This window comes from Sphingomonas sp. PEI4, assembly GCF_056679955.1.
On record NZ_CM155258.1, the window covers coordinates 130,849 to 155,534 of the forward strand.

Sequence of the window (24,686 nt, forward strand, 5' to 3'; positions counted from 1 at the left end):
ACATAAGTCATGCAACCGTCACCGAAATCGCATCGAGGCGTCACGCATCCCGCATAGTCGGCTAATCGAGGTCGGCAGGGGGGAGCCTGAGTCGATCCATCAGATCAACGATCCGACCGGGAGTCTCTCGAATGACTATCTTCAAGCGCACGAGTCTTGTCTTGCTGGCCGGCACCGCCTGCCTTGCGCTGTCCGCTTGCGACGGTGCCGACAGCGTCGGTTCGCCAGGCGAGGGCGTGATCGTCGTGCCGGGCACGCCGACGCCCAGCCCAACGCCTTCGCCTACGCCGACCCCGACGCCGGGTACGCCCGCTGCGTCGTGCCCGACCGGCACCACCGACGTCGGCATCCTCGGCGCCTATCGCTCATGCCGTCTGCCGTCGTCGATCACCACGGCGCTCAGCCTGCCACGGGTTTCGGGCGTCGCCTATGAGATCAATGGCCGCGTCGATGTCGGTGTCGACGTCGGTGGTGCGGGTACTGCGTTGGGCGGTACCCCCACGACGCTGACGATCGCAGCCGGCTCGCTGATCTACGCGAACACGACCAACTCGGATAACGACTTCATGGTCGTCAACCGCGGCTCGCGGCTGATCGCGGAAGGCACCGAAACGCAGCCGATCATCTTCACCGCACAGGCCAACCTGACCGGTGGCGTGAACGACGAATCGCAGGGCCTGTGGGGCGGCATCATCCTGGCCGGCCGCGCGCCGATCTCGAACTGCAACACCACCGTCGGCGGCGGGTCGGCAGCGTGTGAGAATGTTGTCGAGGGTACGAGCACGGCGCTCTACGGCGGCGCGACCCCGACGGACAACAGCGGTACCATCCGCTACGTCCAGATCCGCTATTCGGGTACCGTCATCAGCCCCAACAATGAGCTTCAGGGCCTGACGCTCGGCGGCACCGGTTCGGCTACGGTCCTGGATCACATCCAGATCCACAACAGCTCGGACGATGGCATCGAGATCTTCGGCGGGCGCAGCAACCTGCGCTATCTGGCGATCACCGGCGCGGATGACGACGGCCTGGATACCGATGTTGGCTGGCAGGGCTTTATCCAGTTCGTTCTGGCGATCCAGAAGCCGAGCAATACCACCGGCGACAATTATTCGACCGAGATCGACTCGAACAACAACGAGGACGCGCTGCCCCGCCAGCGCTACAACCTGGCGAACTTCACCTTCGTCCAGACCTCGACCGCGACCAACGCGGCGATCCGCCTGCGCGGCGGTGCGGACGCCGTGTTCGTCAACGGCATCGTCAGCAACCCGAGCGGCGCCTGCCTGAACGTCATCGCCGGTGCCGACGCTGGCGGCAAGACGACGATCCGTCCGGCCAATGCCGATCTGCAGGACAACGGCCCGCCGGTGTTCAACTCGGTCGTGTTCAGCTGCACCACGCCGTACGCTGAAACGACAGTCAACGGCATCACGGTGACGACCGCCGAGCAGCAGGCGCTGTTCCGCGCCGGCACCAACAACACCGATGCGGCGGCTGTCGGTTCGGCCCTGACCGGTACGTTCCTGCCAGCGGGCATCGCTTCGACCACGCCGGCGTTCAACGCGTCGACGCTCAACCCGTCGGGCTCCGCCTTCCTGGTCGCCACCAGCTATGTCGGCGCGGTCAACGGCTCGACCGACACCTGGTACCGCGGTTGGACGTGCAATTCGAACCGCGCGAACTTCGGCACGACCAGCAGCGCCTGCACGGCGCTTCCGGCCAGCTGAGCCAGCTGACATGAAGACGGCGCGGGGGGCGGGGGCCCTCCGCGCCCCTTCGCATTGAATCGAATTCCTCTTGTTGCCGGGGCAGCCATGAAGTCATCCGTTCTCGTCTCCGTCCTTCTTGCGACGACGACACTCGTGCCGGCCCATGCGCTGGCGCAATCCGCTCCGGCAGGCAGCGTCGTTTCGCCTCAGGCCGGAACGCCTATCGAGGCGAGGAACAGTCCGGCGGCCGAGGCTGCGCAGGAGCAGGAGCAGGTCGACGTCTCGACCCCCGGCGGCAATTCGGGCGGCGAAGACATCGTTGTCATCGGCCGCAACGTCCCCAACGTGGTACGCGCGACTGCCGAAGTCGTCAGCGTGCTGTCTAGCGCGGATATCGCGCGGACCGGTGAGGGCGACATCGCCGGCGCGCTTCAGCGCGTCACGGGCCTGTCGGTGGTCGGCAACGGCTTCGTCTATGTCCGCGGTCTCGGCGATCGCTATTCGTCGTCGCTCCTCAACGGATCGCCGCTGCCGTCGCCCGAACCGCTGCGCCGCGTCGTCCCGCTCGATATCTTCCCGACCAACGTCATCGCCTCGGCACTGGTCCAGAAGAGCTATTCGGTGAACTATCCCGGTGAATTCGGCGGCGGCGTCATCAATCTGACGACCAAGGCCGTCCCGGAAAAGAGTTTCTTCCAGATCGGCGGGTCGCTCGGTGCGGATACCGTGACGACCAGCGAACTCGGCTATGTCTATGACGGCGGCAAGAACGACTGGTCTGGTTTCGACAGCGGCGAGCGCAAGGTGCCCGGCTTCATCAAGCAGGCTGGCCAGGCCGGCACGTCGCCGACGTCGGTCGACCTCACGTCGATGTCCAACGCCGAAACCACTCTGCTCCAGCGCAACAACCAGCTTCCGGCCAACTGGTCGGGCGAGGCGAGCTTCGGCACGTCGACCGATATCGGCAGCACCCGGGTCGGCGTGATCGCGGCGGCGGGCATCAGCAACACGTGGCGCACGCGTGACAATCACCAGCAATCGACCGACGATATCGATGGCGGCCTGCTGACCGATTTCCAGACGGTGCTGACCGACAACCGGGCGGTCGTGAACGGCCTGCTCGGCTTTGGTGCGGAGTTTGGCGAGAACAAGATCCGCTGGACCAATCTCTACATCCACGACACCGTGAAGCAGAGCCGGCTGAGCGCGGGAAATACCACCAATATCGGCATTCCGTCCCCCTATGACGTGCCGGCGTTTATCACGCAGAACACCAGCTGGTTCGAACGCGAACTGATCGACACGCAGCTGACGGGTGAATTCAAGTTCGGCAATTTCGCGTTCGATACCCGCGGCAGCTACGCCAAGACCCAGCGTAATTCGCCGTACGAGCGCCAGTTCACCTATCAATACGACACGGCCGCCAAGGATTACGTCAATAGCCTCGTCGGATTCCAGAGCGCGTCGGTTGCGTTCAGCGAATTGAACGAGCAGCTCTGGTCGGGGCAGGCGAGCCTGACGTGGAACGTGCCGTTCGACCGGCCGTTCGCGCTGTCCGCGGGCTATGCGTATAACGACACGACGCGTGATTCGAGCCGCTATACCTTCCAATATGCCGGCGCGAACAACGCCGCGTTGTCGCCCGCCGTGGCGCAGCTGCGTCCCGATTATCTGCTGTCCGACTATATCGTCCAGACCAACGGCATCTACCTGCGCAACACCTCGTCGGATCAGGGCGCGGCAATGTACGATGCCTCGCTCAAGGTGCACGGCGTCTACGGTCAGCTCGAGGGCGAGATCCTCGACGGACTGCGCGCGACCGTCGGCGTCCGCTACGAGACCGCGAAGGAGAGCGTGACCGCATCGGCGAACCGCGGCAGCACGCGCCTGAGCAACGATTACTTCCTGCCGGCGGTGACCGTCACCTATAATTTCGCGCCCGACATGCAGGCGCGTCTGCATTTCTCGAAGACGCTGGCCCGTCCGCAGTTCCGCGAACTCGCGCCGCAGCTGTACCAGGATTTCGACTCCGATCGCCTGTTCATCGGCAACGCGTTCCTGCAGGATTCGCAGCTGTATAATGCCGAGGCGCGCTACGAATGGTATTTCGCGCGTGACCAGAAGTTCAGCCTGGCGGGCTTCTACAAGCGGATCGAGAACCCGATCGAGGCCGTCGCCTTCTTCCCGGGCGGTGACCGTCTGCAGACCGGTTTCGCCAACGCACCACAGGCCAAGCTGTATGGCGGCGAGAGCGAGTTCCAGAAATACGTGAACCTCGACGGGCTCGACGCCGACTGGCTGGCGACGCGGCGCCTCGTGCTGATCGCGAACTATACCTACACGCATTCGGCGATCAAAGCCGACAACTCGCTGATCGCGAGCCCGATCCAGTCGGGCACGCAGGTTCAGCTTCTGCCCTCCAATGTGCTGTTCCAGGATGGCGCACCGCTGGTCGGGCAGTCCGATCACCTCGTGAACCTTCAGCTCGGGATCGAGGACAAGGAAAGCCTGTCGCAGCTGACGATGTTGTTCAACTACGCCAGCAACCGCGTGACGAACCGCGGACCGGTAGGCGGCGGCAGCGGCATTCGCTTGCCTGACCTGATCGAGAAGCCAGGTATCCGCTTCGACGTGGTTGCACGCCAGGGGATTAATTTCGACGGCAAGCAGATCGAAGTGAAGTTCGAAGGCCGCAACCTGACGGGGACAGGGTACCGCGAGTACCAGTCCTTCGCGAACGGCGCGCAGGTTGACATCAACCGCTACAAGCTGGGCCGGGTATTCATGCTGGGCGCAAGCGTCCAGTTCTGACGTCCTCCGTCACCCTATCCGAAATCCTCTCCCGCCAGGGGGAGGTGGCGCTGAAGGCGACGGAGGGGGAGGACACGACGCAGAGGTTATCACCTGCCGCCCCCTCCGTCTGGCGAAGTGCCAGCCACCTCCCCCTGGCGGGGGAGGATCGAGCAGGGGCGGCTTACCCCCATTCCTTCTCCCGAAACCATTTCGTGATCACATATTTGACCCCCGCGCGCACTTTCATCCCGTGATGCAGCGTCGCGGGGTTGAGGTTGCCGTCTGCGCGCCGGTTGTTCCACGCCAGCAGCTTGCCCGTCTCCGCCTGGATGATCTTGTCGATCGCCTTGAACCGCGTCGCGCCGCCAGCCTCGGGCTGGTTGAGGTAGATCATCACGGTCCACGTCCGGTTGCCCGCGATCCCGCAATAGCGCTGGTAATCGACGCCGTTGGGCTCGAAATAATCGGTGTGTCCCTTGAACTCCTGCCCGATCGCATAGCGTTGCCCCTGCAACGGCTCGCCGTGGCGCGCGTCGAGCCCGGTCAGCGCAGCGATCCGGCGCTCGACCTCGATCACCGCCGGATCCTGCGCAGAAAGGTCGCCCGTCTCGCTTGTCCGATAGCTCGCATCGCCGTTCGAATCGGAGATCGTCGAGGGCCGCCGCACCGAATCGATCTGTTCGATCAGCGTGGCGCAAAGGTCCGGCGGCAGAAAGTCGCGCCGCACGAACAGGTCGAGCTTCGCGCTCGGCACACGCTGTACGCCCGGCACGGACAGCCGCGCGATGACGGCTTCGGGAGGCAGGCCGGAGCCGCTGGATGTGGGATGCTCGGACATCCCCGCCTTCTGCCAACCGATGTCGTCGTGCGCCACCCCGCTCGAACGCGAACTATCGACCCGCAAGCCATTGACGCGGAATTGTAACATGGCATGCCTACGCGCTGGGAAGCGGGAAAATGGGGTGGGTCGCGGATGCGATTGAAGCTGGACGCGAGGGCGCGCCGTATCTTGCGGCGTATGCCGGTCGTGAATGTCTATACTGTGGTCGAACTCGCGCTGCTGGCCGGGCTGGCGGCGCAGTGCGCGCGGCTGGCATGGACGATCGCGACGCCGATCACGCCGCTGGGCGATTGGCGCCCCGCCGCGCCGATAGTGGTAGGTTCGCCTGCCGATATCCTGCGCGGATTCGATCCGTTCTTTCGCCTTGGTGGCGCAGCGGGAGCACCGGCTACCGTCACGTCGCTCCAGTTGACGCTGTTCGGCACCCGTATCGACGAGGCGATGGGTCGGAGCTCCGCGATCATCGCCGGCCCCGATGGCGTCCAGCAGAGCGTCGCGGTCGGCGACGAGATCCAGCCCGGCGTGCGTCTCAAGGCGGTCGCGTTCGATCATGTCACGATCGACCGCGGCGGCGCCGACGAAGACCTGTTCCTCGATCAGTCGGGATCGGTAACGCCGGTCGTTCCCGGTGCCGCGCCGGCTGGCGCAACGGCACCGGTCGTCGGCGTCCCGATCGCTCAGTTGCGGAACGAGATCGGCTTCATTCCCCGTATCGACGGCGGCCGCATCAGCGGGCTCACCGTCCGGTCGCAAGGCTCGGGCAACGCGTTCCGTTCCGCAGGGCTGAAGGACGGCGACGTCGTCACCTCGATCGGCGGGCGCCCCGTCTCCGGTCCCGGCGATCTGGACCGTATCGCCAAGGATTTCGCGGGCGGCGGCAACGTCCCCATCACCGTAGAACGCGGCCAGGATACCCTGCCGCTCGCCATCACGATCGCGCCACCCAAATGAAAAAACTGTTTCTCGGCCCCGTCGTTGCCCTCGCGCTGGCCGCCGGCGTCCACGCGCAGACCACGCTCAACGTCCGCGATGCCGACATCCGCGCCTTCATCGCCGATGCCGCCAAGGTCACCGGGCGCACGTTCATCATCGACAACCGCGTCGCCGGCAAGGTGACGGTGGTCACCGATCGCCCGCTGTCGCGCTCCGAATATTTCGAGATATTCCTTTCGACCCTGCGCGCCAACGGCCTCATCGCGGTGCCGACCTCGAACGGAGCATTCCGTGTTCAGCCGCTCGACAACGCCGCGTCGCAGCCGAGCCGGATCGGCGTCGCGGGCGCCGCGCGCAACAGTTACGTCACCGAGATCATCCGTCTTCGCGCGATCGACGCGCAATCCGCGGTCGAGACGGTTCGCCCGCTGGTCAGCGCGCAGGGCTCGGTCAGCGCGAACCGCGGCGGCAACAGCCTCGTCGTGGTCGATTTCGCCGACAACATCCGTCGCATTCGCGAAGTTCTTCGCCGGATTGACACCGACACCTCCTCCACGCGGGTCGTCGCGCTCAAGAACGCCAGCGCGAAGGAGATCGCCACCGCGCTCCAGGGCCTGATCGGCGCGGGCACCGGCGGCGGGCAAGGCGGGCAGGGCGGTGGCTCCGGCCCGAGCGCATCAGTCGTCGCGGTCGAGGGCTCGAACGCTGTCGCCTTGCGCGGCGATCCGACCACCGTCGCCCGTCTCGCGCAGGTTGCTGCCGACCTCGACCAGAAGGCACGCAACGGTACCGAGATCAAGGTCGTGTTCCTCGAGAACGCCGATGCCGAGCAATTGCTGCCGGTTTTGCAGGAACTCGTTGGCCAGACTCCAACGCAGCCTGTGCAGACGGCGTTGTCGCGCTCGAACTTCGGATCGAGCAGCACCAACGGCGCGTCGGGCGGCCAGTCGAATTTTTCGCAACCGCAGGTTCCGCAATCCGGACCGTCGCCGAGCGGCGGCGGCGGCGGATCAGGACAGGCCGCGATCACCGCAGCCGGCGGCAAGACCGCCGCAGTAGTTACGCGCTTCGCCGGTGCCAACGCGATCGTCATCGCCGCCCCCGCCGAGATCCAGCGCCAGTTGAACGACGTCGTCCGCCAGCTCGACACACGTCGCGAACAGGTGTTGGTCGAGGCGATCGTCGCCGAGGTTTCTGATTCGACCGCGCGCACGCTCGGCGCGCAGTTCATCGTCGGCGATCCGAGCGGCGGTGCGTTCGGCGCATCGACCTTCTCGAACTCCGCGCCCAACATCCTGCAGATCGCGGGCGCGATCGGCGCGACACAACTCAACACGTCGAGCACGACGACCACCAACACCGACGGAAGCACGACGACCACCAACACCACCAGCCCTGCGGCGGACACGCTTCAGCAGTCTGCAATCGCCTCGATCCTCGCGGCCACCGGCGGCTTTGGCGGGTTCGGCGGCAGGATCGGCAGCACCTTCTTCGGCGCGATCATCAACGCGGTGAAGAGCGACACGACGTCGAACCTGCTCCAGGTCCCGCACCTCGTCACGCTCGACAACCAGGAGGCGCACAGCCTCGTCGGACAGGAGATCCCGATCACCACGGGGCAGGCGCTCAGCACCAATTTCGACAACGCGTTCCGCACCACGCAGCGTCAGAACGTCGGCATCGAACTGACCGTCCGTCCTCAGGTAAACTCGTCGGGCACGGTTAAGCTCAACCTCCGCCTCGAAGTCAGCTCGATCGCCGGGCCGGTGTCGAGCGACAACAGCGACCTCATCCTCAACAAGCGCGAGGTCGAGACCGTCCGCACCGTCGACGACGGCCAGATCGCGGTCATCAGCGGTCTGCTCGACGACAATGAGCGCCGCACGATCGAGAAGATCCCGCTGCTCGGCGACCTGCCCGTGCTCGGCCATTTGTTCACGTCGAAGGCGAAACAGCGCGCGAAGACCAACCTGATGATCTTCATCCGCCCGACGATCCTGCGCACCGCGGAAGACAGCCGCAAGCTGACCGAGCAGCGCTATGGCTATGTCCGCCTGCAACAGGGGCTTCAGGAGCCGGGCGCCGAGCCCTCGATCGACCAGCTCGTCCGCGACTACATGGGCGCCGCACCACCGATCCCCAGCGGCCCGATCCCCGGCAGCATCGAAGACCCCCGCATCGCGGTACCCGTCCGCACCTCGACGATGGTCGTCCGGCCCAAGAAATGATTATCCGCGAAGGCCACGAGATCGACGCTCTTCCTTCCCCCCTCCCGCAAGCGGGAGGGGCCGGGGGTGGGCGCCCGACCTCCTCGATCGGTATCGTTGAAGGAGAGCGCGAGCCCTCCCCCAACCCCTCCCGCATGCGGGAGGGGAGTGAGGCAGACCTCCCCCAGATCACGATCCCCTACGCCTTCGCCCGAAAATTCGGCGTCGTCATCGACCACACCGACACCGATTCCCATCTCACGATCGCGATGCGCGCCGGCGCGGACCCGAAAGTCCTGCTCGAACTCCGCCGCTACCTCGCCCGCCCTTTCGACGTGACCTTCGTCGAGCAGATCGCCTTCGACCGTCTCCTGTCGAACGTCTACGCGATGGACGGCCAGGCCAACGCGCTCGCCGCGGTGGGCATGGGCGACGAACTCGATCTGCTCGCCGGCGACATGCCGACGGCGGAGGATCTGCTCGACACCGCCGACGACGCGCCCGCAATCCGCCTCATCAACGGCATCATCGCCGACGCCGCACGCAATGGCGTGTCGGACATCCACATCGAACCGTACGAGACCGGCCTCGTCGTCCGGATGCGGATCGACGGCGTCCTCCGAGAAACGCTGCGCATGCCGCCCAACGTCGCGCCGGTCGTCGTCAGCCGCATCAAGGTGATGGCGCGTCTCGACATCGCCGAGCGCCGCGTGCCGCAGGATGGTCGCATGGGGCTGACGCTCGGCGGCAAGCTGCTCGACGTCCGCGTGTCCACACTACCGAGCCGCGCCGGCGAGCGGGTCGTGCTGCGTATCCTCGACAAGGAAAACGCCGGGATCGATCTCGAAGCGCTCGGCCTGCCGCCCGCGCTGTTCGCGCTGCTGAACGAAGCGCTCAGCGAACCCAACGGCATCATCCTCGTCACCGGGCCGACCGGCTCGGGCAAGACCACCTCGCTCTACGCGGCGCTCCGCCTGCTCAACGACGGCAGCCGCAACATCCTCACCGTAGAGGACCCGGTCGAGTACGCGGTCGACGGCGTCGGCCAGACGCAGGTCAACCCGAAGGTCGGCCTCACCTTCGCGGCGGGCTTGCGCGCGATCCTCCGCCAGGACCCCGACGTAGTGATGGTCGGCGAAATCCGCGACCGCGAGACTGCCGAGATCGCGGTGCAGGCGTCGCTTACTGGCCACCTCGTGTTGTCGACGGTCCACACCAACGACGCGATCGGCGCGATCACCCGCATGCGCGACATGAAGGTCGAGAGTTTCCTGCTCGCCTCGACCTTGCGTGCCGTGATCGCGCAACGCCTCGTCCGCCGGCTGTGCCCGACGTGCCGCAAGGCCGTCCCCGCCTCGGACACGGTAGCGCCGCTGCTAGGCATCGCGCCCGACGCGATCGTCTACGTCGCGCAAGGCTGCGAGGACTGCAATCAGACCGGCTACAAGGGCCGCATCGGCGTCTTCGAAGCGGTCCGCATCGACGACACCATCCGCCGCCTGATCAACACCGACGGCCACGAATCGGAGATCACCGCGCACGCTTTCGCGAAGTCGCTGAACTTGGCCCAGTCCGCCCGCGAGCTAGTCCTGTCAGGCCAGACCACCGCCGAAGAAGCCGTCCGAGTATCCCGCCGCGACACGACCGAAGTCGTGCCTGAGGTGACCGATGCGTAACGCCGCGCGCCCGTCATGCCGGGCTTGTTCCGGCATCCACGGTACCGCGCTTCCCGAAGCCATCGAATACGCGGGACCGTGGACCCCGGAACCTGTCCGGGGCGACGAGGTGCGCGGTGGCTGACTTCGATTACATCGCAATCGACACGAAAGGCGCCGAACGCCGCGGCCACGTCGCGGCGCTCGACATAGACGTCGCGCGCGCCACCCTCGACGCACGCAAATTCTACGTCGTGAAGATCACCCCCGGCGCGCCCCCGCAGGCAACCAAGGGCCGCCCCCTTTTCGGCCTCCAGCTCGGCACGCCCAAGATGTCGGGCAAGAACCTCACCCTCTTCACCCGCCAGCTCGCGACCTTGAACCGCGTCTCGCCACTGGAAGAATCCCTCCGCACGATCACGCGCCAGACCGAGCAGGACAGCGTCCGCACGATCGTCCAGCACGTCCACGCCGGCGTCGTCGAAGGCCGCCGCCTAGCCGACGCGATGGCGCGTGAACCGAAAAGTTTCCCACCACTCTACCGCGCAATGGTCTCGGCGGGCGAAAGCTCAGGCTCGCTGCCGACCATCCTCGACCGCCTCGCCGCGCTGCTCGAACGCCAGGCCGAAATCCGCGGCAAGCTCATCACCGCACTCGCCTACCCGTCGATCCTCGCGCTCGTCGCGCTCGGCGTCGTAACCGCTCTGATGATGTTCGTCGTGCCCCAGGTGGTCGAGCAATTCGACACAGTTGGCCAGCAATTACCGTTACTTACGCGCATGGTGATGGCATTCTCCGCCTTCCTCGTCGGCTATTGGTGGGTGATCGTTCTTGGCCTAACCCTGTCTAACCTTCTTTTGTGGCGAGCGCTCAAGGAGCCGACCTTCCGGCTCGCCTTCGACAGCTGGCTGCTCCGCATTCCGATGCTCGGCCGCCTCATCCGAGACCTCCACGCGGCCCGGATGGCGCGAACGCTCGGGACGATGGTGGCCAGCCGCCTCCCCCTGCTCGACGGCCTCAACCTCACCGCCAGCACGATCCACAACCGTCGCCTCCGCCAGGCCTCGGATCAGATCGTCGATGCCATCCGAGGCGGTGGCAGCCTCTCCGCCGCGATGCGTCGCGCCGGCGTCTTCCCCCCGCTGCTGACCTATCTCGCAGCGAGCGGAGAAGCCGCCGGTCGCCTGGACGAGATGCTCGAGCGCGCCGCCGACTATCTCGAACGCGAGTTCGACCGTTTCACCGCCACCGCATTGTCGTTGCTCGAACCGCTGATCATCGTCGTGATGGGCGGCATCGTCGCGACGATCGTGCTATCCATCCTGCTCCCGATCCTCCAGCTCAACACGCTGGCCGGACAATGAGGTTGTACATGCGTCCCGAAGACAAGAAGAAGCGCCGCGAGGCGGGTTTCACCCTCGTCGAGCTGATGGTGGTGATCGTCATCATCGGCCTGCTAGCCACCATCGTCGCGCTCAACGTGCTACCCTCGGGCGACACCGCGCGGATCCAGAAGGCGAAGGCCGACATCTCGCAGATCGAGGGCGGGCTGGAACTCTACAAGCTCCAGAACATGACTTTCCCGAACACCAGCCAAGGCCTGAACGCGCTCGTCTCCGCGCCCGCCGGCCTGACCGATCCCTCGCGGTATCAGCGCGGCGGGTATCTGAAGAAGCTCCCGAACGATCCCTGGGGTCGTCCGTATCTCTACGCCTCGCCCGGCGCGCACGGCGAGGCCGACGTCTGGACCTTCGGGGCGGACGGTAAGGAAGGCGGCGAGGGGATCGATGCCGATATCGGCAGCTGGCAGTAACGCGCAGCCGGGGGAGCGCGGCTTCACACTGGTCGAGCTGATGGTCGTCGTCACGATCATCGGCCTCGCATCGGCGGTGGCCGTCCTCGTAATGCCGGACCCGCGCGGCCGCGTACTCGACGAAGCGACGCGATTCGCGCTGCGCACCCGTGCGGCGCATGATTCGGCGATCGTCGAGGCACGTCCGGTTAGCGTGTGGATCAGTGGCGGCGGCTACGGCTTCGACCGCCGTATGGCCGGCGGCTGGACGCCGATCGCGGAGAAACCGATGCGCGTCGAACGCTGGAACGACGGCACCAGGGCAAGCATCGGCGACACCAGCGGTCGCATGCGCGTGACGTTCGACCCGACCGGCCTCGTCGATCGCCCCGCCGAAATCCGGCTCGATCGCGACGGCGTCGCGGCGACGGTCCATATCGACGCCGATGGCAGCGTGCGTGCCGATGCGGGCTGAGCGCATCTCTACGCCTCGTCAACGTTACGCCGAACGCGGCTTCACGTTGATAGAGATCATGGTCGCGCTGGCAGTATTCAGCCTCGCGGCGATGGCGCTCGTGCGTCTGGAGAGCGCGACGATCCGCGGCGCATCGATCCTCGACGAAACGCTGGTCGCGCAGATGGTGGCCCGCAACGTGGCGATCGACGCCGTAACCGCCGCGCAACCGCCGACCGCAGGCCGCGTCACCGGTGTCGAGACGAATGGCGGTCGGGCTTGGACATGGACACGGCAGGTCAGCGCGCTTGGCGGATCGAGCGTGCTGCGGATCGACGTGGCGGTCGCGGATCGGGCCGGGACGCAATTGGGGCGCCTGACGGTGGTACGCCCGGCGCCGAGAGTGGCGCCGCCGCCGGTTGCCCCGTCATGAGGGAGCATTGGCGAAAGTCTCCGTTCGTTCCTGGACGGTCGATGTCGCGAGCGGACGAGGCCGGCTTCACGCTCATCGAGGTCATGGTGTCGCTCATGATCTTCGGCATGATCGCCGCCGCCGGCGTCGCCATCCTGTCGTTCAGCGTGAAGGCACAGAGTTCGACCGGTGCCAAGCTCGACGACATCAGCGCGCTCACCCGGACGATGTCGATCCTCTCGGCCGACCTTGCCCAGGCCACCAACCGTGCCAGCCGCGATCAGGCGGGCACCAACGTCCCGGCGTTCATCGGCGAGAGCGGGTCGGGCGTCACGCCGATGCTGCGCCTGGTTCGCGCCGGCTGGAGCAATATTGACGGTGCGGCGCGCTCCAGCATGCAAAAGGTCGCCTATCGCGTCGACGGGGGCACGCTCCAGCGGGTCGCCTATCCGATGGTCGACGGTGCGCAGCCGCTGCCGCCCGCGGCGCTCCTCACCAAAGTCCGACAGGTTACGCTGCGCTATCGCATCGCCGGCGCCTGGAGCGATCGCTGGGACGGTGCGAGCGGCATGCCCTTGCCCGACGCGATGGAACTTGTCGTGCAGCGTGACGACGGGATGCAGTTCCACCAGATGTTCCTCGTTGGCACCAGTTACGTGCCGGCGCCACCCGAAGGAAACGGTCCGTCGCCCACGCCACCGCCCGGCACCGTGCCGCCGACGCAAGGGGCGTCCGGTGCGCGCTAGCGATTGCGGATCCGAACGTGGTGCGGCGCTGCTCACCGTGCTGATGCTCGTCGCGATCATCGCGGTGATGGCGGGTGCGGCGCTGGAGAAGCTCCGCCTGTCGACCCGGCTTGCCAGCAATGCCGCGACCGGCGAACAGGCGCGCGCCTACGCGTTTGCCGCGGAGACGATGGCGCTCACGCGGGTTTCCAACCTGCTCGGCCAGAGCCCCAACCGGGTTACGCTCGCCGGCAATTGGAGCAATACGCCGTTCGGCTTGCCTGTCCCCGGCGGCTTCGCGACCGCCCGTGTCCGCGATGGCGGCAACTGCTTCAATCTCAACGCGCTCGTCACGCAGGGACCGACGCCGGGCGTGTACGTGACCTTTCCGGAAATCCGTCCGCAGTTCGTTCGCCTGATGCGGTTGTTGAGCGTCCCGACCCAGGTCGCAGAACAGATCGCATCGGGCGCCGCGGACTGGATAGACAGCGACCAGGACCAGCAGGCGATGGGCGCGGAGGACGGCGCATATCTCGGTCGCGAGACGCCGTACCGGACCGCGGGAACGCTGATGACCGATCCCAGCGAACTCCGCGCGATCGCCGGCATGACTCCTGAAATCTACGCCACGGTCAGGCCTTGGATCTGCACGCTGCCGATCGCCAAGGCTTCGCCAATCAACGTCAACACGCTGCTGCCCGAGCAGGCGCCGTTGTTCGCCATGCTGTTTCCCGACACGCTCTCGGTCGGCGGTGCACAGCAACTACTGCTCCGCCGTCCGCCGCAAGGCTATGGCGAGGTCGGCGAGATTACCAAGGCTGCGGCGTTGCAGGGCGCTGCCACGCTGGCGCCTGGCGCCGTGGCGACGGTGCTGTCGAGATGGTTCACGCTCGATATCGACGTAACGCTCGGACGCACGCAAATGCAGGAACGTGCGCTGATCGACGCGAACCGGCTTCCCGCGCAGCTCGTATCGCGGCAATGGGGCGAGCCATCATGACCACGCTGTTGTTCCTTCCCGCCGGCGAGACCGGATATCGCTGGATGCGCGTCGTCGATGCGCGCGTGGTCGGGGAGGGGGAGGGTATCCCCGATATCGCCGTCGATGAAGAGACGATTGCGGTGGCCCCCGCCGACGCAGTGACGCTGCATTGGGCGGAACTGCCGTCGCGCTCGCAAGCGCAGGCAACTGCTGCAGCGCGTATTCTCGCCAGCGAGGCGAGCGCGTCTCCGCTCGCCGAACTCCATGTCGCAGTCGGGGACGAAGGCGCGAGCGACCGACCGATCGGGGTGGTGGGCGCGGCGATGATGCGCGACTGGCTGCGGATACTGGCAGACGCGGGGGTCGATCCGGTCGCCGTCATTCCCGCGCCGATGCTGCTGCCACGGCCCCAAGAAGGATACGCGCGGGCGGATCTCGCCGGCAGGGGGGTCGTGCGCGGCATTTCCAGCGGGTTCGCCGACGAGGCGCGACTTACCGAACTGGTGACTGGCGGCACCGCGCCTGCGACGATCGATCGCGATACGCTGGAAGCCGCGATCGTCGCCGCCGCGGCGTCGCCGACGCTCGACCTTCGCCAAGGTCCGTTCGCTCGTCGACGCCGGTTCGGGATCGACTGGGTCTTGATTCGGCGGCTGGCCGTGTTGTCCCTGACGATCCTCGCGGTGACGCTCGCCATCTCGCTCGTGCGCATCGCCAAGTACAGCTTCGGCGCCGACGCCCTGGAAGCCGAGGCCAACACCGCTGCGGTGGCCGGCCTGCCGCGCGGCGAGACGGTGGTCGATGCCAGCCGCCAGCTCGACGAACGCCTGTCGCGCGTGCGGGGGCCGGGGCTCGGCTTCACCACGACTACAGCAGCGGTGTTCGCGGCGGTGCGCGCCACGCCTGGCACCGAAGTGACCGCGCTCGATTTCCAGGCGAACGGCGACCTGCGCTTGTCGGTAGCGGTCGAGCGTGAGGCGCTGGCGACGGATCTCAGGCGCGCGCTCGAAGTCGCCGGCTTCTCGGTCCGCGCGGGCGTGTTCCAGGCGGCGGCAGGTCGCGTGACCGGCGACCTCACGATGAGTCCAGCATCGGGGAGCGGACGATGACCGGATTGAAGACCTGGTTCGAGGGACGTTCGCTCAGGGAGCGGCGCCTGCTGCTCGTGATGGCTGGGCTCGCCGTGCTGACGCTGCTGTGGGCGCTGATCATCCATCCGGTCGGCGACGGATTGTCGAGCGCGCGTGAGCGTCATGCCGGCGCCGTGACCCGGCTCGGCGAAACGCGCGCGCAGGTCGCGACGTTGCGCGATATCCAGCGGACGCGCGCGACGCCGTTGACTGGCACGCTGGCCGATGCGATCCGTGCCGAGGCGGACCAGGCCGGCTTCGCGCTCGCCTCACTCGATCAGGACGGTGCGAGCCGGGTTCGCGTCGGCATCCAGTCGGCCCGCCCTGCTGCGCTGGTCGCGTGGCTGGCGCGGCTCGAACGGCTCGGAATCCTCGTCGATTCGTTGGCGATGACCGACAAGGGCGACAAGACCGTCGGCGTCGCACTCACGTTGAAGGCGCGGGCGGCATGAGGCGGATCCGTTTGCGTACTGGTCCTGCCGCGCTGTTCGGTGGGATGCTGCTGATCGCGCTGATCGTCTTCCTGCCGATGCGCGCAGTGCTCGGCTGGGTCGGCGTCGGCGACGAGGGTCTGGTCGCACGGCGTGTGTCGGGAACGATCTGGGGCGCAACGCTGACCGAAGCGCGGTTCGGCGATCTCGCGCTGGGGAACCTGCACGCGCGGCTGTCGCCGTTGCCGCTGCTGGTCGGCCGCGCGACGATCGTCTTTGCCGGTCCCGAATCGGTGTCGGCCAAACCGTTGCGCGGGTCGGCCAGCGTCAGTCGCCACGGTTTCGGGGGCGACCACATGACCGCCACCGTCGCGACTGGGCGACTGTTCGCGCCAGTGCCCGTCTCCGCGCTCGATCTCGACGACGTGTCGGTCCGCTTTCGTGACGGCCAGTGCGAAGCCGCCGAGGGCCGTGTCCGCGCGACGCTGGCGGGCGATGTCGGCGGGATCACGCTGCCGCAGTCGGTCAGCGGCACCGCGCGCTGCGACGGCACTGCCTTGCTGTTGCCGCTGGCGAGCCAGTCGGGGACCGAAAGCATCGCGCTGCGGATAGAGGGGGCAGGGACCTACCGCGCCGAGCTGTCGTTGCGTCCGTCCGATCCGCTCGCGGTTCAGAAGCTGGAGCAAGCCGGCTTCGTGAGCGGCCCGAACGGCTATCGGCTCGCGATCGAAGGACGTTTTTGACGTCTTTTGGGCAAGTCGACGGTTGACGCAGGGCGGCGACCCCCGCTAGGGGGCGATGCCTACGCGGCGGTCGTAGTTCAATTGGTTAGAGCGTCGGCTTGTGATGCCGGATGTTGCGGGTTCAAGTCCCGTCGGTCGCCCCATTTTTCCATTATTTTCGACAAGCCCCGCAATGCGGGCGCTTTGGGCTGGTAAAAGCTCTCGGAAAATAATATTTCGCCTCCCGGTAATTTTATTCTCCTCAGGAGCCGGCGATGACAGCGGTTTGGGACCTTCCCGATTTCGACGACCACGAGGGCGTTCATGCCTTCACCGATCCCGAATCGGGTCTGCACGCGGTAATCGCGGTGCACTCGACCAAGCTCGGGCCGGCAGCCGGCGGCGCGCGCTTCTGGCATTATGCCGACAACGGCCGCGCGGTGACCGACGCGTTGCGCTTGTCGCGCGGCATGAGCTTCAAGAACGCGATGGCCGGGCTGGAGCTCGGTGGTGGCAAGGGCGTGGTCCTCGCGGCCAAGCCGGGCGACGTCATCACGACCGCACAGCTCGAGGCATTCGGCCGCGCGGTCGACTCGCTCGGCGGTCGCTACGTGACGGCTGAGGACGTCGGCATGTCCGAAGAGCGCATGAAGGTGATTGCCAGCCAGACGCGCTATGTCTCCGGCCTGCCGGTCGCGAGCGGCGCGGCGGGTGGCGATCCCGGGCCGTACACCGCGCTGGGCATCTATCTCGGCGTGAAGGCGGCGGCACAGCGCGGCCTTGGCGCGACCGACATGAAGGGCGTTCGCGTCGCGATCCAGGGCGTGGGCTCGGTCGGTGGCGGGCTCGCGCGGTTGTTGGCGAAGGACGGCGCGGTGCTGACGCTGGCCGATGTCGACGAGGGTCGGGCGCAGAAGCTGGCCGGCGAACTTGGCGCGACTGCGGTAGCGGCCGAGGCGATCCTGACGACCGAGGCGGATATCTTCAGCCCGAACGCACTTGGTGCGATCCTGACCGAGATGTCGATCGCGGCGTTGAAGGCGAAGGTCGTCGCGGGCGGTGCGAACAACCAGCTGAGCGTCCGCGAGGATGGCGCGCGCCTGCATGCTCGCGGGATCCTCTATGCGCCGGATTACGTGATCAACGCAGGTGGCATCATCAACGTCGGCCTCGAGTATCTGGGGCAAGGTGACGAAGCCGAGGTAAAGGCACGGATAGCCCGCATCCCCGACCGCCTGATCGAGGTCTGGAACGAAAGCGACCGCTCGGGCGAACCGGCCTCGGACGTGTCTGACAGCATCGCAAAGCGCCTGATCGGCCGCTAAAACCCTTCTCCCCGCCGGGGAGAAGGTGGCACGAAGTGCCGGATGAGGGGAGTTGGGGCGGACGACCCGAGCCTCACTCCCCCTCACCCTCCCACCGCAAGTGCGGCGGGCCCCTCCCTCTCCCCGAGGGGAGAGGGCTTTAAGTCCGCGGTGACTTGCCATAGTGGTATCCCCAGTGGCCACCCTACACGCCTTCGCAAACCCCGCGCGCTTCCTGAAGATCGCCAAGCCGTTGACGCCGTTGCTCTTCTGGGCCGGCGTCGCGCTCATCGTCGTCGGGTGCTGGGCCGGTCTCACGCAAACACCGCCCGATTATCTCCAGGGCGAGACGGTCCGCATCCTTTATATCCACGTTCCCGCCGCCTGGCTCGGCATGGGCGGATGGAGCGGGATCGCGATCTCCAGCATCATGTTCCTCGTCTGGCGCCATCCGCTCGCCAGCGTCGCGGCGCGGGCGATCGCGCTGCCCGGCGCCGTGTTCGCCGCATTGTGTCTCATGACCGGTTCGATCTGGGGGCGGCCAACCTGGGGGACGTGGTGGCAGTGGGACGGCCGGCTGACCTCGATGCTGCTGCTGTTCTTCGTCTATCTTGGCTACATGGCGCTCGCCAAGGCCGATGCGGACCGCGGTGGCGACGGGCGCGTGCCGGCGTTGTACGGGATCGCCGGGTCGGTACTGCTGCCGATCATCCGCTATTCCGTGGTGTGGTGGAACACGCTGCACCAAGGGCCGAGCATCGGCCTGACCCAATCGACGATCGATGGCTCGATCCTCTGGCCGCTGCCGATCATGCTGGCCGGCTTCACCTTCGTGTTCGCAGGGATCGTCTTGATGCGGATGCGAACAATGCTCGCCGCGGCGAAATCCGAAGCGCGTATGCGGCGGATGGCTAGAGCATGAGTCCTTGGCCGTTCGTGACTGCCGCGTATGTCGTGACGCTCGGCGGCGGCGCGATCATCTCGTTGCTGAGCTATCTGGCGATGCGAAGGGCCGAGAAATGAAGGCCAAACATCAACGCTTGACGCTCGCGCTGCTGGCACTCGGCGCGGTCGTCGTAGCGGGTCTGCTAGCACTGTCCGCGCTGAAAGATCAGGCCGCATTCTTCTACGCGCCCTCCGACGTGCTCCGCGACGGCCTCCCGCTCGGTCGCGCGGTCCGGCTCGGCGGGATGGTCGAGGGCGGTTCGATCACGCGCGCCGCGGACGGGATTACCGTGCACTTCGTCGTCACCGATGGACAGGCGACCACCCCGGTGGTCTTCGCCGGCATCGTCCCCGACCTGTTCCGCGAGAAGTCAGGCGTCGTCGCCGAAGGCCAGTTCCAGCCCAATGGCAGCTTCGTCGCGTCGAACCTGCTTGCCAAGCACGACGAGAAATACATGCCGCCGCAGATGGCCGGCAAGATGCACGAAACCAAGACGCTCGAACCGGACGCCAAGCCGTGATCGCCGAAGCAGGCCTATCCGCGCTCTGGTTCGCGGGCGCGCTGGCGGCGTTGCAGCTAGCCCTGGCGGCAATCGCCATCGCGCGCGGTCGTGACGACGTCGCGGCGGCGGTGCGGCCGGTGGCGATCGTCCAGGGGCTGCTTGCGCTGCTGGCGATGGCGCTCCTGATCGAGCTGTTCCTGGACTCCGACATGTCCGTGAAGCTGGTCGTTGAGAACAGCCATTCCGCCAAGCCCTGGCTCTACAAGTTCGCCGGGGCATGGGGTAACCACGAAGGCTCGATGCTGCTTTGGGTGACGATCCTCGCGCTGGCGGGCGGTGTGGTCGCGATCTTCGAGCGCTCGTTGCCCGAGCGTACGCTCACCGCCACGCTGGGCGCGCAAGCAACGATCGCGCTCGGCTTCTACGCGTTCCTGCTGTTCTCCTCGAACCCGTTCGCGCGGCTCAACCCCGCAGCGCCCGACGGTCTCGGGCTAAACCCGCTGCTGCAGGACCCCGGCTTGGCGTTCCATCCGCCGACGCTTTACACGGGGTATGTCGGCCTCTCGGTCGCGTTCTCGTTCGCCGTCGGTGCGCTGGTGACGCGCGATGTGGGGCCAGCGTTCGCGAAAGCGATGCGCCCCTGGGTGCTGATCGCGTGGATATTCCTCACGCTGGGCATCACGGCCGGATCGTATTGGGCGTATTACGAGCTCGGCTGGGGCGGCTGGTGGTTCTGGGACCCGGTCGAGAACGCCTCGCTGATGCCATGGCTTGCAGCTACCGCCTTGCTCCATTCGGTGACGGTGCTGGCGACGCGAGATGGCCTGCGCGCCTGGACGATCATGCTGGCGGTGGTCGCGTTCTCTATGTCGATGATCGGCACGTTTTTGGTGCGCTCGGGCATCCTGACGAGTGTGCATGCGTTCGCGGTCGATCCGGAGCGCGGCGCATTCATCCTGGCCTTGCTCGCCATCTACATCGGCGGCGCGCTCGCGCTGTTCGCCGCGCGGATCGGCACCGTCCGCGCGGGCACGACCTTCGATCCGGTCAGCCGCGAGGGCGGGCTGGTCGCGAACAACCTGCTGTTGTCGGTGATCCTCGGGATCGTCCTGATCGGCACGCTCTACCCGATCGTCGCGGCGAGCTTCGACGTCCAGCTTTCGGTCGGCCCGCCGTTCTTCAACAAGGCGGCGGGGCCGATCGCGTTGCTGCTGGTCGCGGTCATGGCGGTCGGGCCGCTGCTGCGCTGGCGGCGTGACGATGCTAAAGCCGTGCTGAGCCGTGTGATGCTGCCGATCGGTACGACACTGGCGGCGGCGCTCGCTCTCCTTTTCGTCTGGCCGGGCGTGCTCCCCTGGGCCGGATTGTCGCTTGCCGCTGGGCTCGCTGTCGCCAGCGTCGCGCCGCTGTGGAAGCGCAATCTCAGGCGCACGCCGCTGTTCACCTACGGCATGGTCATCGCGCATCTCGGCATCGCGGTCAGCCTCGCGGGGATGGCGTCCGATAGCGCGTTCACGAAGGAAACGCTGGTCGCGGTCCGCGCGGGCGAGCCGGCGCGCGTCGGGCCCTACACCGTGACGCTCGACGGGATCTCGCCGGTGATCGGCGAGAACTGGTCGGCGTTGGAAGCGCGCCTGACCGCAACGCGTGGAGGCAGCGAGAGCATCCTCCGCCCGCAACTCCGGTTCTTCGCCAACCCACCGACCAGCACCAACGAGTCCGCCATCCTGACGGTGCTCGACGGCCAGCTCTATACCGTGCTCGGCCAGCCGGATGGGCAGGGGCGGTGGCAGCTTCGACTGTGGTGGAAGCCATTCGTGACGCTGATCTGGTTCGGCGGCGTGCTGATCGCGCTGGGCGGCATGCTGTCGCTGCTCGGCCGGGTGCGGCGCGAGCGGCGAGCTGCAATACGGACTCAATGGGCATGAAGCGTTTCGCACTCTGGGCGCCTCTGGCGATCTTCGTGCTGCTGTTCGCAATAGTGGCGAGCGGGCTGTTTCGGCCGGCGGAGAAGGTGGTGCGATCAGCGATGGTCGGCAAGCCGCTTCCGGATTTTGCTCTGCCGCCAATGATCCCCGGCAAGCCCGGCTTGACCAGCGCGTCGTTCCGGCAGGGTAAGCCGCGGTTGCTCAACGTGTTCGCGAGCTGGTGCATCCCGTGCGTCGCCGAGGCGCCGCAACTAATGCGGTTGAAGGCGATGGGCGTGCCGATCGACGCGATTGCGATACGCGACACTGCGCCCGCAATAGCCGGCTTCCTGCGCCGCAATGGCGACCCGTACGCGCGGATCGGCAGCGACAAAGCGAGCCAGGTGCAGTTGGCGCTAGGCTCGTCGGGCGTACCGGAAACGTTCGTGATCGACGGTCGCGGGATCGTCGTGAAGCAGATCATCGGCGATATCCGGCCGGAGAATGTGGCGGAAATCGTGCAAGCCGTAAAGGACGCCCGGTGAGTGTCTCCTTCCGTCATGCCGGGCTTGTTCCGGCATCCACCGTTGGACTTGATCATCGGCGGTCGGGTTCGCGGAAGGGTGGATCCCGGAACAAGTCCGGGATGACGGGGGTGGCATTGGCTATGCTGCTACCCACGCCAGCCCTTACCCAGCCCGTCACGCCGCCAGCGCACTACGCGAACGTACAACTCGCCGACCCAGCCAAGGAAGCGTCAGCGCGCGCGCTGATGGAGACGCTGCGCTGCCTCGTCTGCCAGGGCCAGTCGATCGCCGACAGCGATGCCGACATGGCCGCGGACATGCGCGCGCTCGTCCGCGAGCGGATCGAGCGTGGCGAGAAGCCCGCGTCGATCCGCGACTGGCTGATTGCCCGCTATGGCGATTACGTGACGTATGATCCGCCGCTCTCGGGCCTGACCTGGCCGCTCTGGCTTGCCCCGGTTCTGCTGCTCGCTATCGGCGGCTGGATCGCTAGGTCGAGTTTCCGGCGGAGGACACGCTGATGGGCTGGGTCTGGCTTGCCGTGATCGGTGCGGGCGTATTCGCGCTGCTCGCGGTGTTGAAGGTCGACCGGCTGTTATGGACGATGGTCGCGTCGGCGCTCATGCTGGGTGCGGCGGGCTATGCGTTGCAGGGGCAGCCGGGGCTCGTTGGACACCCGGTCGCGACCGGACTTGTGCCGACGCCCGACGATGGCGCGATGCTCGAACTGCGCGATCAGATGCTGGAGCGGTATACCGGTGCGGCGGCGTATCTGGTGGCTGCGGACGCGATGACGCGGATCGGCGATCGTCGCGCGGCGGTGCAGGTGTTGCTGGGCGGAATCCGTATCGCGCCGAAGAGCCTGGTGTTGTGGACCGGACTAGCCAATGCGCTGTCCGCTCATGATGCCAATCAGGTATCCCCGCCCGCGCTATTCGCGTTTCAGCAGGCGATGCGACTGGCCCCGAAGCATCCCGCGCCACCGTTCTTTCTGGGCTTGGCGTATGTCAGAGCAGGGGAGTTCGCTAAGGCTCGGCCGTATTGGGCAAGGGCACTGGCACTGACGCCGGCTGACATTTCGTACCGGGGCGAGATCGCCACAAGGCTCGCGCTATTGGACCGGTTTCTGGCGATGCAGGACGTGCCGAACGTAGGTCAAAAATAGCCACGTCATCCTGGGCTTGACCCAGGATCCAGAGCCAGATGCGTTATGCTATTTGGCTCTGGATCCTGACTTGTGTCAGGTTGACGGAATGAAGGCTTACTGCCCCCGCCCGGTCTTCGCCTGCAACTCGTCGATCTTCTTCGACGCGTCCGCCTTGGTCAGCGTCTCGTCGAATTCCTCATGTGCTTCCTCGGACAGCGTCTTGAGGTAACTCGCCTGTGCGCCGGTCATCTTCTCGTCGCCGGTGGTCCAGTCGTCTGGGTCCTTCTCGGCGTTCGAGAACGGTTCGGACTTGGGGTTCGGGGTGTCGGACATTGGAAATTCCTTTCCCCTGTCCAACACCCATGTTCCGTATCCGTTCCCGATCAGCCAGCCCATGCTTCGTACGGTAAACCTAGATCATCCGCGACCGCCTTGTACGCGATCTTGCCCTTGTACACGTTCAGGCCGTTGGCGAGATGCGGGTCGGCCTTCATCGCCGCTTCGGCGCCTAGATTCGCCAGCTTGAGCGCGAACGGCAGCGTCGCATTGTTCAGCGCGAACGCGGAAGTCCGCGCGACCGCACCCGGCATGTTGGCGACGCAGTAATGGATCACGCCGTCGACCTCGAACACCGGATCCTCGTGCGTCGTGGCATGCGACGTCTCGAAACACCCGCCCTGATCGATCGCGATGTCGACCAGCACCGAGCCGCGCTTCATCGTCTTCAGCATTTCGCGGGTGACGAGCTTCGGCGCCGCCGCCCCCGGCACCAGCACCGCGCCGATCACCAGATGCGCGTTCTTCACCGCGGCCGCGATCGCGGCCTTCGATGCATAGGCCGTCTTGATCTGGCTGGAGAAGAACATGTCGAGTTCGGCGAGACGATCGTTCGAGATGTCGTAGATCGTCACGTCGGCACGCATGCCGACCGCCATCTGCGCCGCGTTGACGCCCGACACGCCGCCGCCGAGGATCGCCACCTTGGCCGGCGCAACACCGGGAACGCCGCCGAGCAGGACACCACGTCCGCCCTGCTCCTTCTCGAGATAATGCGCGCCGACCTGCACCGACATGCGGCCCGCGACCTCGGACATCGGCTTCAGCAACGGCAACCCGCGGCGATTGTCGGTGACGGTCTCGTACGCGATGCAGGTCGCGCCGGACTTCATCAGCCCCTCGGCCTGCGGCTTGTCGGCGGCGAGGTGGAGATAGGTGAAGAGCAGATGGCGCGCCTCCAGCATCGCGATCTCGCCCGGCTGCGGCTCCTTGACCTTCACGATCATGTCGGCACCGGCGAACACCGCGGCGGCGGTCGGCAGGATCGTCGCGCCCGCGTCGACATAATCCTGGTCCTCGAAATCGATGCCCGAGCCGGCCTGCGTCTCGACGACGACCTCATGACCGGCCGCGACGAGTTCGGCGACCGACGGCGGGGTCAGGCCGACGCGATATTCGTGGTTCTTGATTTCCTTGGGGACACCGACGCGCATTGATTCCACTCCATTATCGTTTGCGCGATACTAGCGCGCCTTGGACGGGAAGGGTTCGCAAACTCGTTTCGATA

At 66.4% G+C, this 24,686-nt stretch carries 24 protein-coding genes and 1 tRNA gene; 22 read left to right on the plus strand and 3 right to left on the minus strand.

The genetic code is table 11. The annotated features are described in order from the left end of the window. The first annotated feature begins 131 nt into the window (after positions 1-131). Both AC1MLZ_RS00625 and AC1MLZ_RS00630 read left to right on the plus strand, forming a co-directional pair. Positions 132-1,730, plus strand: a complete 1,599-nt coding sequence (locus AC1MLZ_RS00625) for a hypothetical protein (protein WP_480959972.1) — start codon at positions 132-134, stop codon at positions 1,728-1,730. An 87-nt stretch (positions 1,731-1,817) separates the two neighbouring features. Then, positions 1,818-4,523 carry a TonB-dependent receptor domain-containing protein gene (locus tag AC1MLZ_RS00630; RefSeq protein ID WP_480959973.1) on the plus strand — a complete coding sequence of 902 codons (2,706 nt, stop codon included), beginning with the start codon at positions 1,818-1,820 and terminating at the stop codon, positions 4,521-4,523. Positions 4,524-4,686: 163 nt separating this feature from the next. On the opposite strand, the gene AC1MLZ_RS00635 is transcribed toward AC1MLZ_RS00630, so the two are convergent. Beyond that, positions 4,687-5,343, minus strand: a complete 657-nt coding sequence (locus tag AC1MLZ_RS00635) for a prolyl hydroxylase family protein (protein WP_480961425.1) — start codon at positions 5,341-5,343, stop codon at positions 4,687-4,689. 180 nt (positions 5,344-5,523) lie between these two features. Here AC1MLZ_RS00635 and AC1MLZ_RS00640 point away from each other — a divergent pair, with 180 nt between their 5' ends. From AC1MLZ_RS00640 to AC1MLZ_RS00735, 20 genes are all read left to right on the plus strand, one after another. After that, positions 5,524-6,297 (plus strand): type II secretion system protein N, encoded by a 774-nt coding sequence (locus AC1MLZ_RS00640; protein ID WP_480961426.1) that lies wholly within the window; start codon positions 5,524-5,526, stop codon positions 6,295-6,297. Continuing rightward, positions 6,294-8,507, plus strand: coding sequence for a type II secretion system secretin GspD (gene gspD, locus AC1MLZ_RS00645; protein ID WP_480959974.1), 2,214 nt, complete (start codon positions 6,294-6,296; stop codon positions 8,505-8,507). The genes AC1MLZ_RS00640 and gspD overlap by 4 nt, the downstream gene beginning before the upstream one ends. A 134-nt stretch (positions 8,508-8,641) precedes the next feature. Further along, positions 8,642-10,162 (plus strand): GspE/PulE family protein, encoded by a 1,521-nt coding sequence (locus AC1MLZ_RS00650; protein WP_480959975.1) that lies wholly within the window; start codon positions 8,642-8,644, stop codon positions 10,160-10,162. 116 nt (positions 10,163-10,278) lie between these two features. Continuing rightward, the gene (gene gspF / locus AC1MLZ_RS00655) at positions 10,279-11,505 is read left to right on the plus strand and encodes a type II secretion system inner membrane protein GspF (protein ID WP_480959976.1); all 1,227 of its coding nucleotides are present in this window, start codon (positions 10,279-10,281) and stop codon (positions 11,503-11,505) included. An 8-nt stretch (positions 11,506-11,513) separates the two neighbouring features. Further along, on the plus strand, positions 11,514-11,954 hold the full coding sequence (gene gspG / locus AC1MLZ_RS00660; RefSeq protein WP_480959977.1) for a type II secretion system major pseudopilin GspG: 441 nt from the start codon (positions 11,514-11,516) through the stop codon (positions 11,952-11,954). Further along, positions 11,929-12,408: a GspH/FimT family pseudopilin gene (locus AC1MLZ_RS00665; protein ID WP_480959978.1), complete on the plus strand. Its 480-nt coding sequence runs from the start codon at positions 11,929-11,931 to the stop codon at positions 12,406-12,408. The genes gspG and AC1MLZ_RS00665 overlap by 26 nt, the downstream gene beginning before the upstream one ends. A 58-nt stretch (positions 12,409-12,466) precedes the next feature. Beyond that, positions 12,467-12,820, plus strand: coding sequence for a type II secretion system minor pseudopilin GspI (gene gspI, locus AC1MLZ_RS00670; RefSeq protein WP_480959979.1), 354 nt, complete (start codon positions 12,467-12,469; stop codon positions 12,818-12,820). Between the two features lie 41 nt (positions 12,821-12,861). Next, positions 12,862-13,545: a type II secretion system minor pseudopilin GspJ gene (gene gspJ, locus AC1MLZ_RS00675; protein ID WP_480959980.1), complete on the plus strand. Its 684-nt coding sequence runs from the start codon at positions 12,862-12,864 to the stop codon at positions 13,543-13,545. After that, entirely contained in the window at positions 13,535-14,524 is a 990-nt protein-coding gene (gspK, locus tag AC1MLZ_RS00680) for a type II secretion system minor pseudopilin GspK (RefSeq protein WP_480959981.1), read from the plus strand. The genes gspJ and gspK overlap by 11 nt, the downstream gene beginning before the upstream one ends. Next, complete coding sequence (gene gspL / locus AC1MLZ_RS00685) at positions 14,521-15,615, plus strand: type II secretion system protein GspL (RefSeq protein ID WP_480959982.1); 1,095 nt, start codon at positions 14,521-14,523, stop codon at positions 15,613-15,615. Before gspK ends, gspL begins: the two co-directional genes overlap by 4 nt. After that, positions 15,612-16,088, plus strand: coding sequence for a type II secretion system protein GspM (gene gspM, locus AC1MLZ_RS00690; protein ID WP_480959983.1), 477 nt, complete (start codon positions 15,612-15,614; stop codon positions 16,086-16,088). Before gspL ends, gspM begins: the two co-directional genes overlap by 4 nt. After that, positions 16,085-16,810 carry a type II secretion system protein N gene (gspN, locus tag AC1MLZ_RS00695; RefSeq protein ID WP_480959984.1) on the plus strand — a complete coding sequence of 242 codons (726 nt, stop codon included), beginning with the start codon at positions 16,085-16,087 and terminating at the stop codon, positions 16,808-16,810. The genes gspM and gspN overlap by 4 nt, the downstream gene beginning before the upstream one ends. A 66-nt stretch (positions 16,811-16,876) precedes the next feature. Further along, positions 16,877-16,953, plus strand: a tRNA-His gene (locus AC1MLZ_RS00700). A 111-nt stretch (positions 16,954-17,064) separates the two neighbouring features. Then, complete coding sequence (locus tag AC1MLZ_RS00705) at positions 17,065-18,114, plus strand: Leu/Phe/Val dehydrogenase (protein ID WP_480959985.1); 1,050 nt, start codon at positions 17,065-17,067, stop codon at positions 18,112-18,114. 175 nt (positions 18,115-18,289) lie between these two features. Then, a complete protein-coding gene (gene ccmC / locus AC1MLZ_RS00710; RefSeq protein WP_480959986.1) occupies positions 18,290-19,015 on the plus strand; it encodes a heme ABC transporter permease CcmC in 726 nt (241 codons plus the stop codon). A 97-nt stretch (positions 19,016-19,112) separates the two neighbouring features. Continuing rightward, positions 19,113-19,559 (plus strand): cytochrome c maturation protein CcmE, encoded by a 447-nt coding sequence (gene ccmE, locus AC1MLZ_RS00715; protein ID WP_480959987.1) that lies wholly within the window; start codon positions 19,113-19,115, stop codon positions 19,557-19,559. Continuing rightward, positions 19,556-21,469, plus strand: coding sequence for a heme lyase CcmF/NrfE family subunit (locus AC1MLZ_RS00720; protein ID WP_480959988.1), 1,914 nt, complete (start codon positions 19,556-19,558; stop codon positions 21,467-21,469). The genes ccmE and AC1MLZ_RS00720 overlap by 4 nt, the downstream gene beginning before the upstream one ends. Next, entirely contained in the window at positions 21,466-21,993 is a 528-nt protein-coding gene (locus AC1MLZ_RS00725) for a DsbE family thiol:disulfide interchange protein (RefSeq protein WP_480959989.1), read from the plus strand. The genes AC1MLZ_RS00720 and AC1MLZ_RS00725 overlap by 4 nt, the downstream gene beginning before the upstream one ends. 101 nt (positions 21,994-22,094) lie before the next feature. Further along, positions 22,095-22,496, plus strand: coding sequence for a cytochrome c-type biogenesis protein (locus AC1MLZ_RS00730; RefSeq protein ID WP_480959990.1), 402 nt, complete (start codon positions 22,095-22,097; stop codon positions 22,494-22,496). Then, a complete protein-coding gene (locus tag AC1MLZ_RS00735; protein ID WP_480959991.1) occupies positions 22,496-23,140 on the plus strand; it encodes a tetratricopeptide repeat protein in 645 nt (214 codons plus the stop codon). The genes AC1MLZ_RS00730 and AC1MLZ_RS00735 overlap by 1 nt, the downstream gene beginning before the upstream one ends. Positions 23,141-23,236: 96 nt before the next feature. On the opposite strand, the gene AC1MLZ_RS00740 is transcribed toward AC1MLZ_RS00735, so the two are convergent. Then, a complete protein-coding gene (locus AC1MLZ_RS00740) occupies positions 23,237-23,455 on the minus strand; it encodes a DUF3072 domain-containing protein (RefSeq protein ID WP_248521178.1) in 219 nt (72 codons plus the stop codon). A gap of 50 nt (positions 23,456-23,505) precedes the next feature. Next, a complete protein-coding gene (gene ald, locus AC1MLZ_RS00745) occupies positions 23,506-24,612 on the minus strand; it encodes an alanine dehydrogenase (RefSeq protein WP_480959992.1) in 1,107 nt (368 codons plus the stop codon). Between the last annotated feature and the right edge of the window lie 74 nt (positions 24,613-24,686).

Bases quoted from the DNA above. Each gene is read 5' to 3' on its own strand.
- AC1MLZ_RS00730 (WP_480959990.1), top strand. From the start codon at position 22,095: ATGACGGGGGTGGCATTGGCTATGCTGCTACCCACGCCAGCCCTTACC.
- AC1MLZ_RS00650 (WP_480959975.1), top strand. From the start codon at position 8,642: ATGCGGGAGGGGAGTGAGGCAGACCTCCCCCAGATCACGATCCCCTAC.
- ald (WP_480959992.1), bottom strand. From the start codon at position 24,612: ATGCGCGTCGGTGTCCCCAAGGAAATCAAGAACCACGAATATCGCGTC.
- gspJ (WP_480959980.1), top strand. From the start codon at position 12,862: ATGTCGCGAGCGGACGAGGCCGGCTTCACGCTCATCGAGGTCATGGTG.
- gspM (WP_480959983.1), top strand. From the start codon at position 15,612: ATGACCGGATTGAAGACCTGGTTCGAGGGACGTTCGCTCAGGGAGCGG.
- AC1MLZ_RS00740 (WP_248521178.1), bottom strand. From the start codon at position 23,455: ATGTCCGACACCCCGAACCCCAAGTCCGAACCGTTCTCGAACGCCGAG.
- AC1MLZ_RS00625 (WP_480959972.1), top strand. From the start codon at position 132: ATGACTATCTTCAAGCGCACGAGTCTTGTCTTGCTGGCCGGCACCGCC.
- gspD (WP_480959974.1), top strand. From the start codon at position 6,294: ATGAAAAAACTGTTTCTCGGCCCCGTCGTTGCCCTCGCGCTGGCCGCC.
- gspL (WP_480959982.1), top strand. From the start codon at position 14,521: ATGACCACGCTGTTGTTCCTTCCCGCCGGCGAGACCGGATATCGCTGG.
- AC1MLZ_RS00725 (WP_480959989.1), top strand. From the start codon at position 21,466: ATGAAGCGTTTCGCACTCTGGGCGCCTCTGGCGATCTTCGTGCTGCTG.
- AC1MLZ_RS00665 (WP_480959978.1), top strand. From the start codon at position 11,929: ATGCCGATATCGGCAGCTGGCAGTAACGCGCAGCCGGGGGAGCGCGGC.
- AC1MLZ_RS00705 (WP_480959985.1), top strand. From the start codon at position 17,065: ATGACAGCGGTTTGGGACCTTCCCGATTTCGACGACCACGAGGGCGTT.
- AC1MLZ_RS00635 (WP_480961425.1), bottom strand. From the start codon at position 5,343: ATGTCCGAGCATCCCACATCCAGCGGCTCCGGCCTGCCTCCCGAAGCC.
- AC1MLZ_RS00640 (WP_480961426.1), top strand. From the start codon at position 5,524: ATGCCGGTCGTGAATGTCTATACTGTGGTCGAACTCGCGCTGCTGGCC.
- gspI (WP_480959979.1), top strand. From the start codon at position 12,467: ATGGTCGCGCTGGCAGTATTCAGCCTCGCGGCGATGGCGCTCGTGCGT.
- gspN (WP_480959984.1), top strand. From the start codon at position 16,085: ATGAGGCGGATCCGTTTGCGTACTGGTCCTGCCGCGCTGTTCGGTGGG.
- AC1MLZ_RS00630 (WP_480959973.1), top strand. From the start codon at position 1,818: ATGAAGTCATCCGTTCTCGTCTCCGTCCTTCTTGCGACGACGACACTC.
- gspG (WP_480959977.1), top strand. From the start codon at position 11,514: ATGCGTCCCGAAGACAAGAAGAAGCGCCGCGAGGCGGGTTTCACCCTC.
- AC1MLZ_RS00735 (WP_480959991.1), top strand. From the start codon at position 22,496: ATGGGCTGGGTCTGGCTTGCCGTGATCGGTGCGGGCGTATTCGCGCTG.
- ccmE (WP_480959987.1), top strand. From the start codon at position 19,113: ATGAAGGCCAAACATCAACGCTTGACGCTCGCGCTGCTGGCACTCGGC.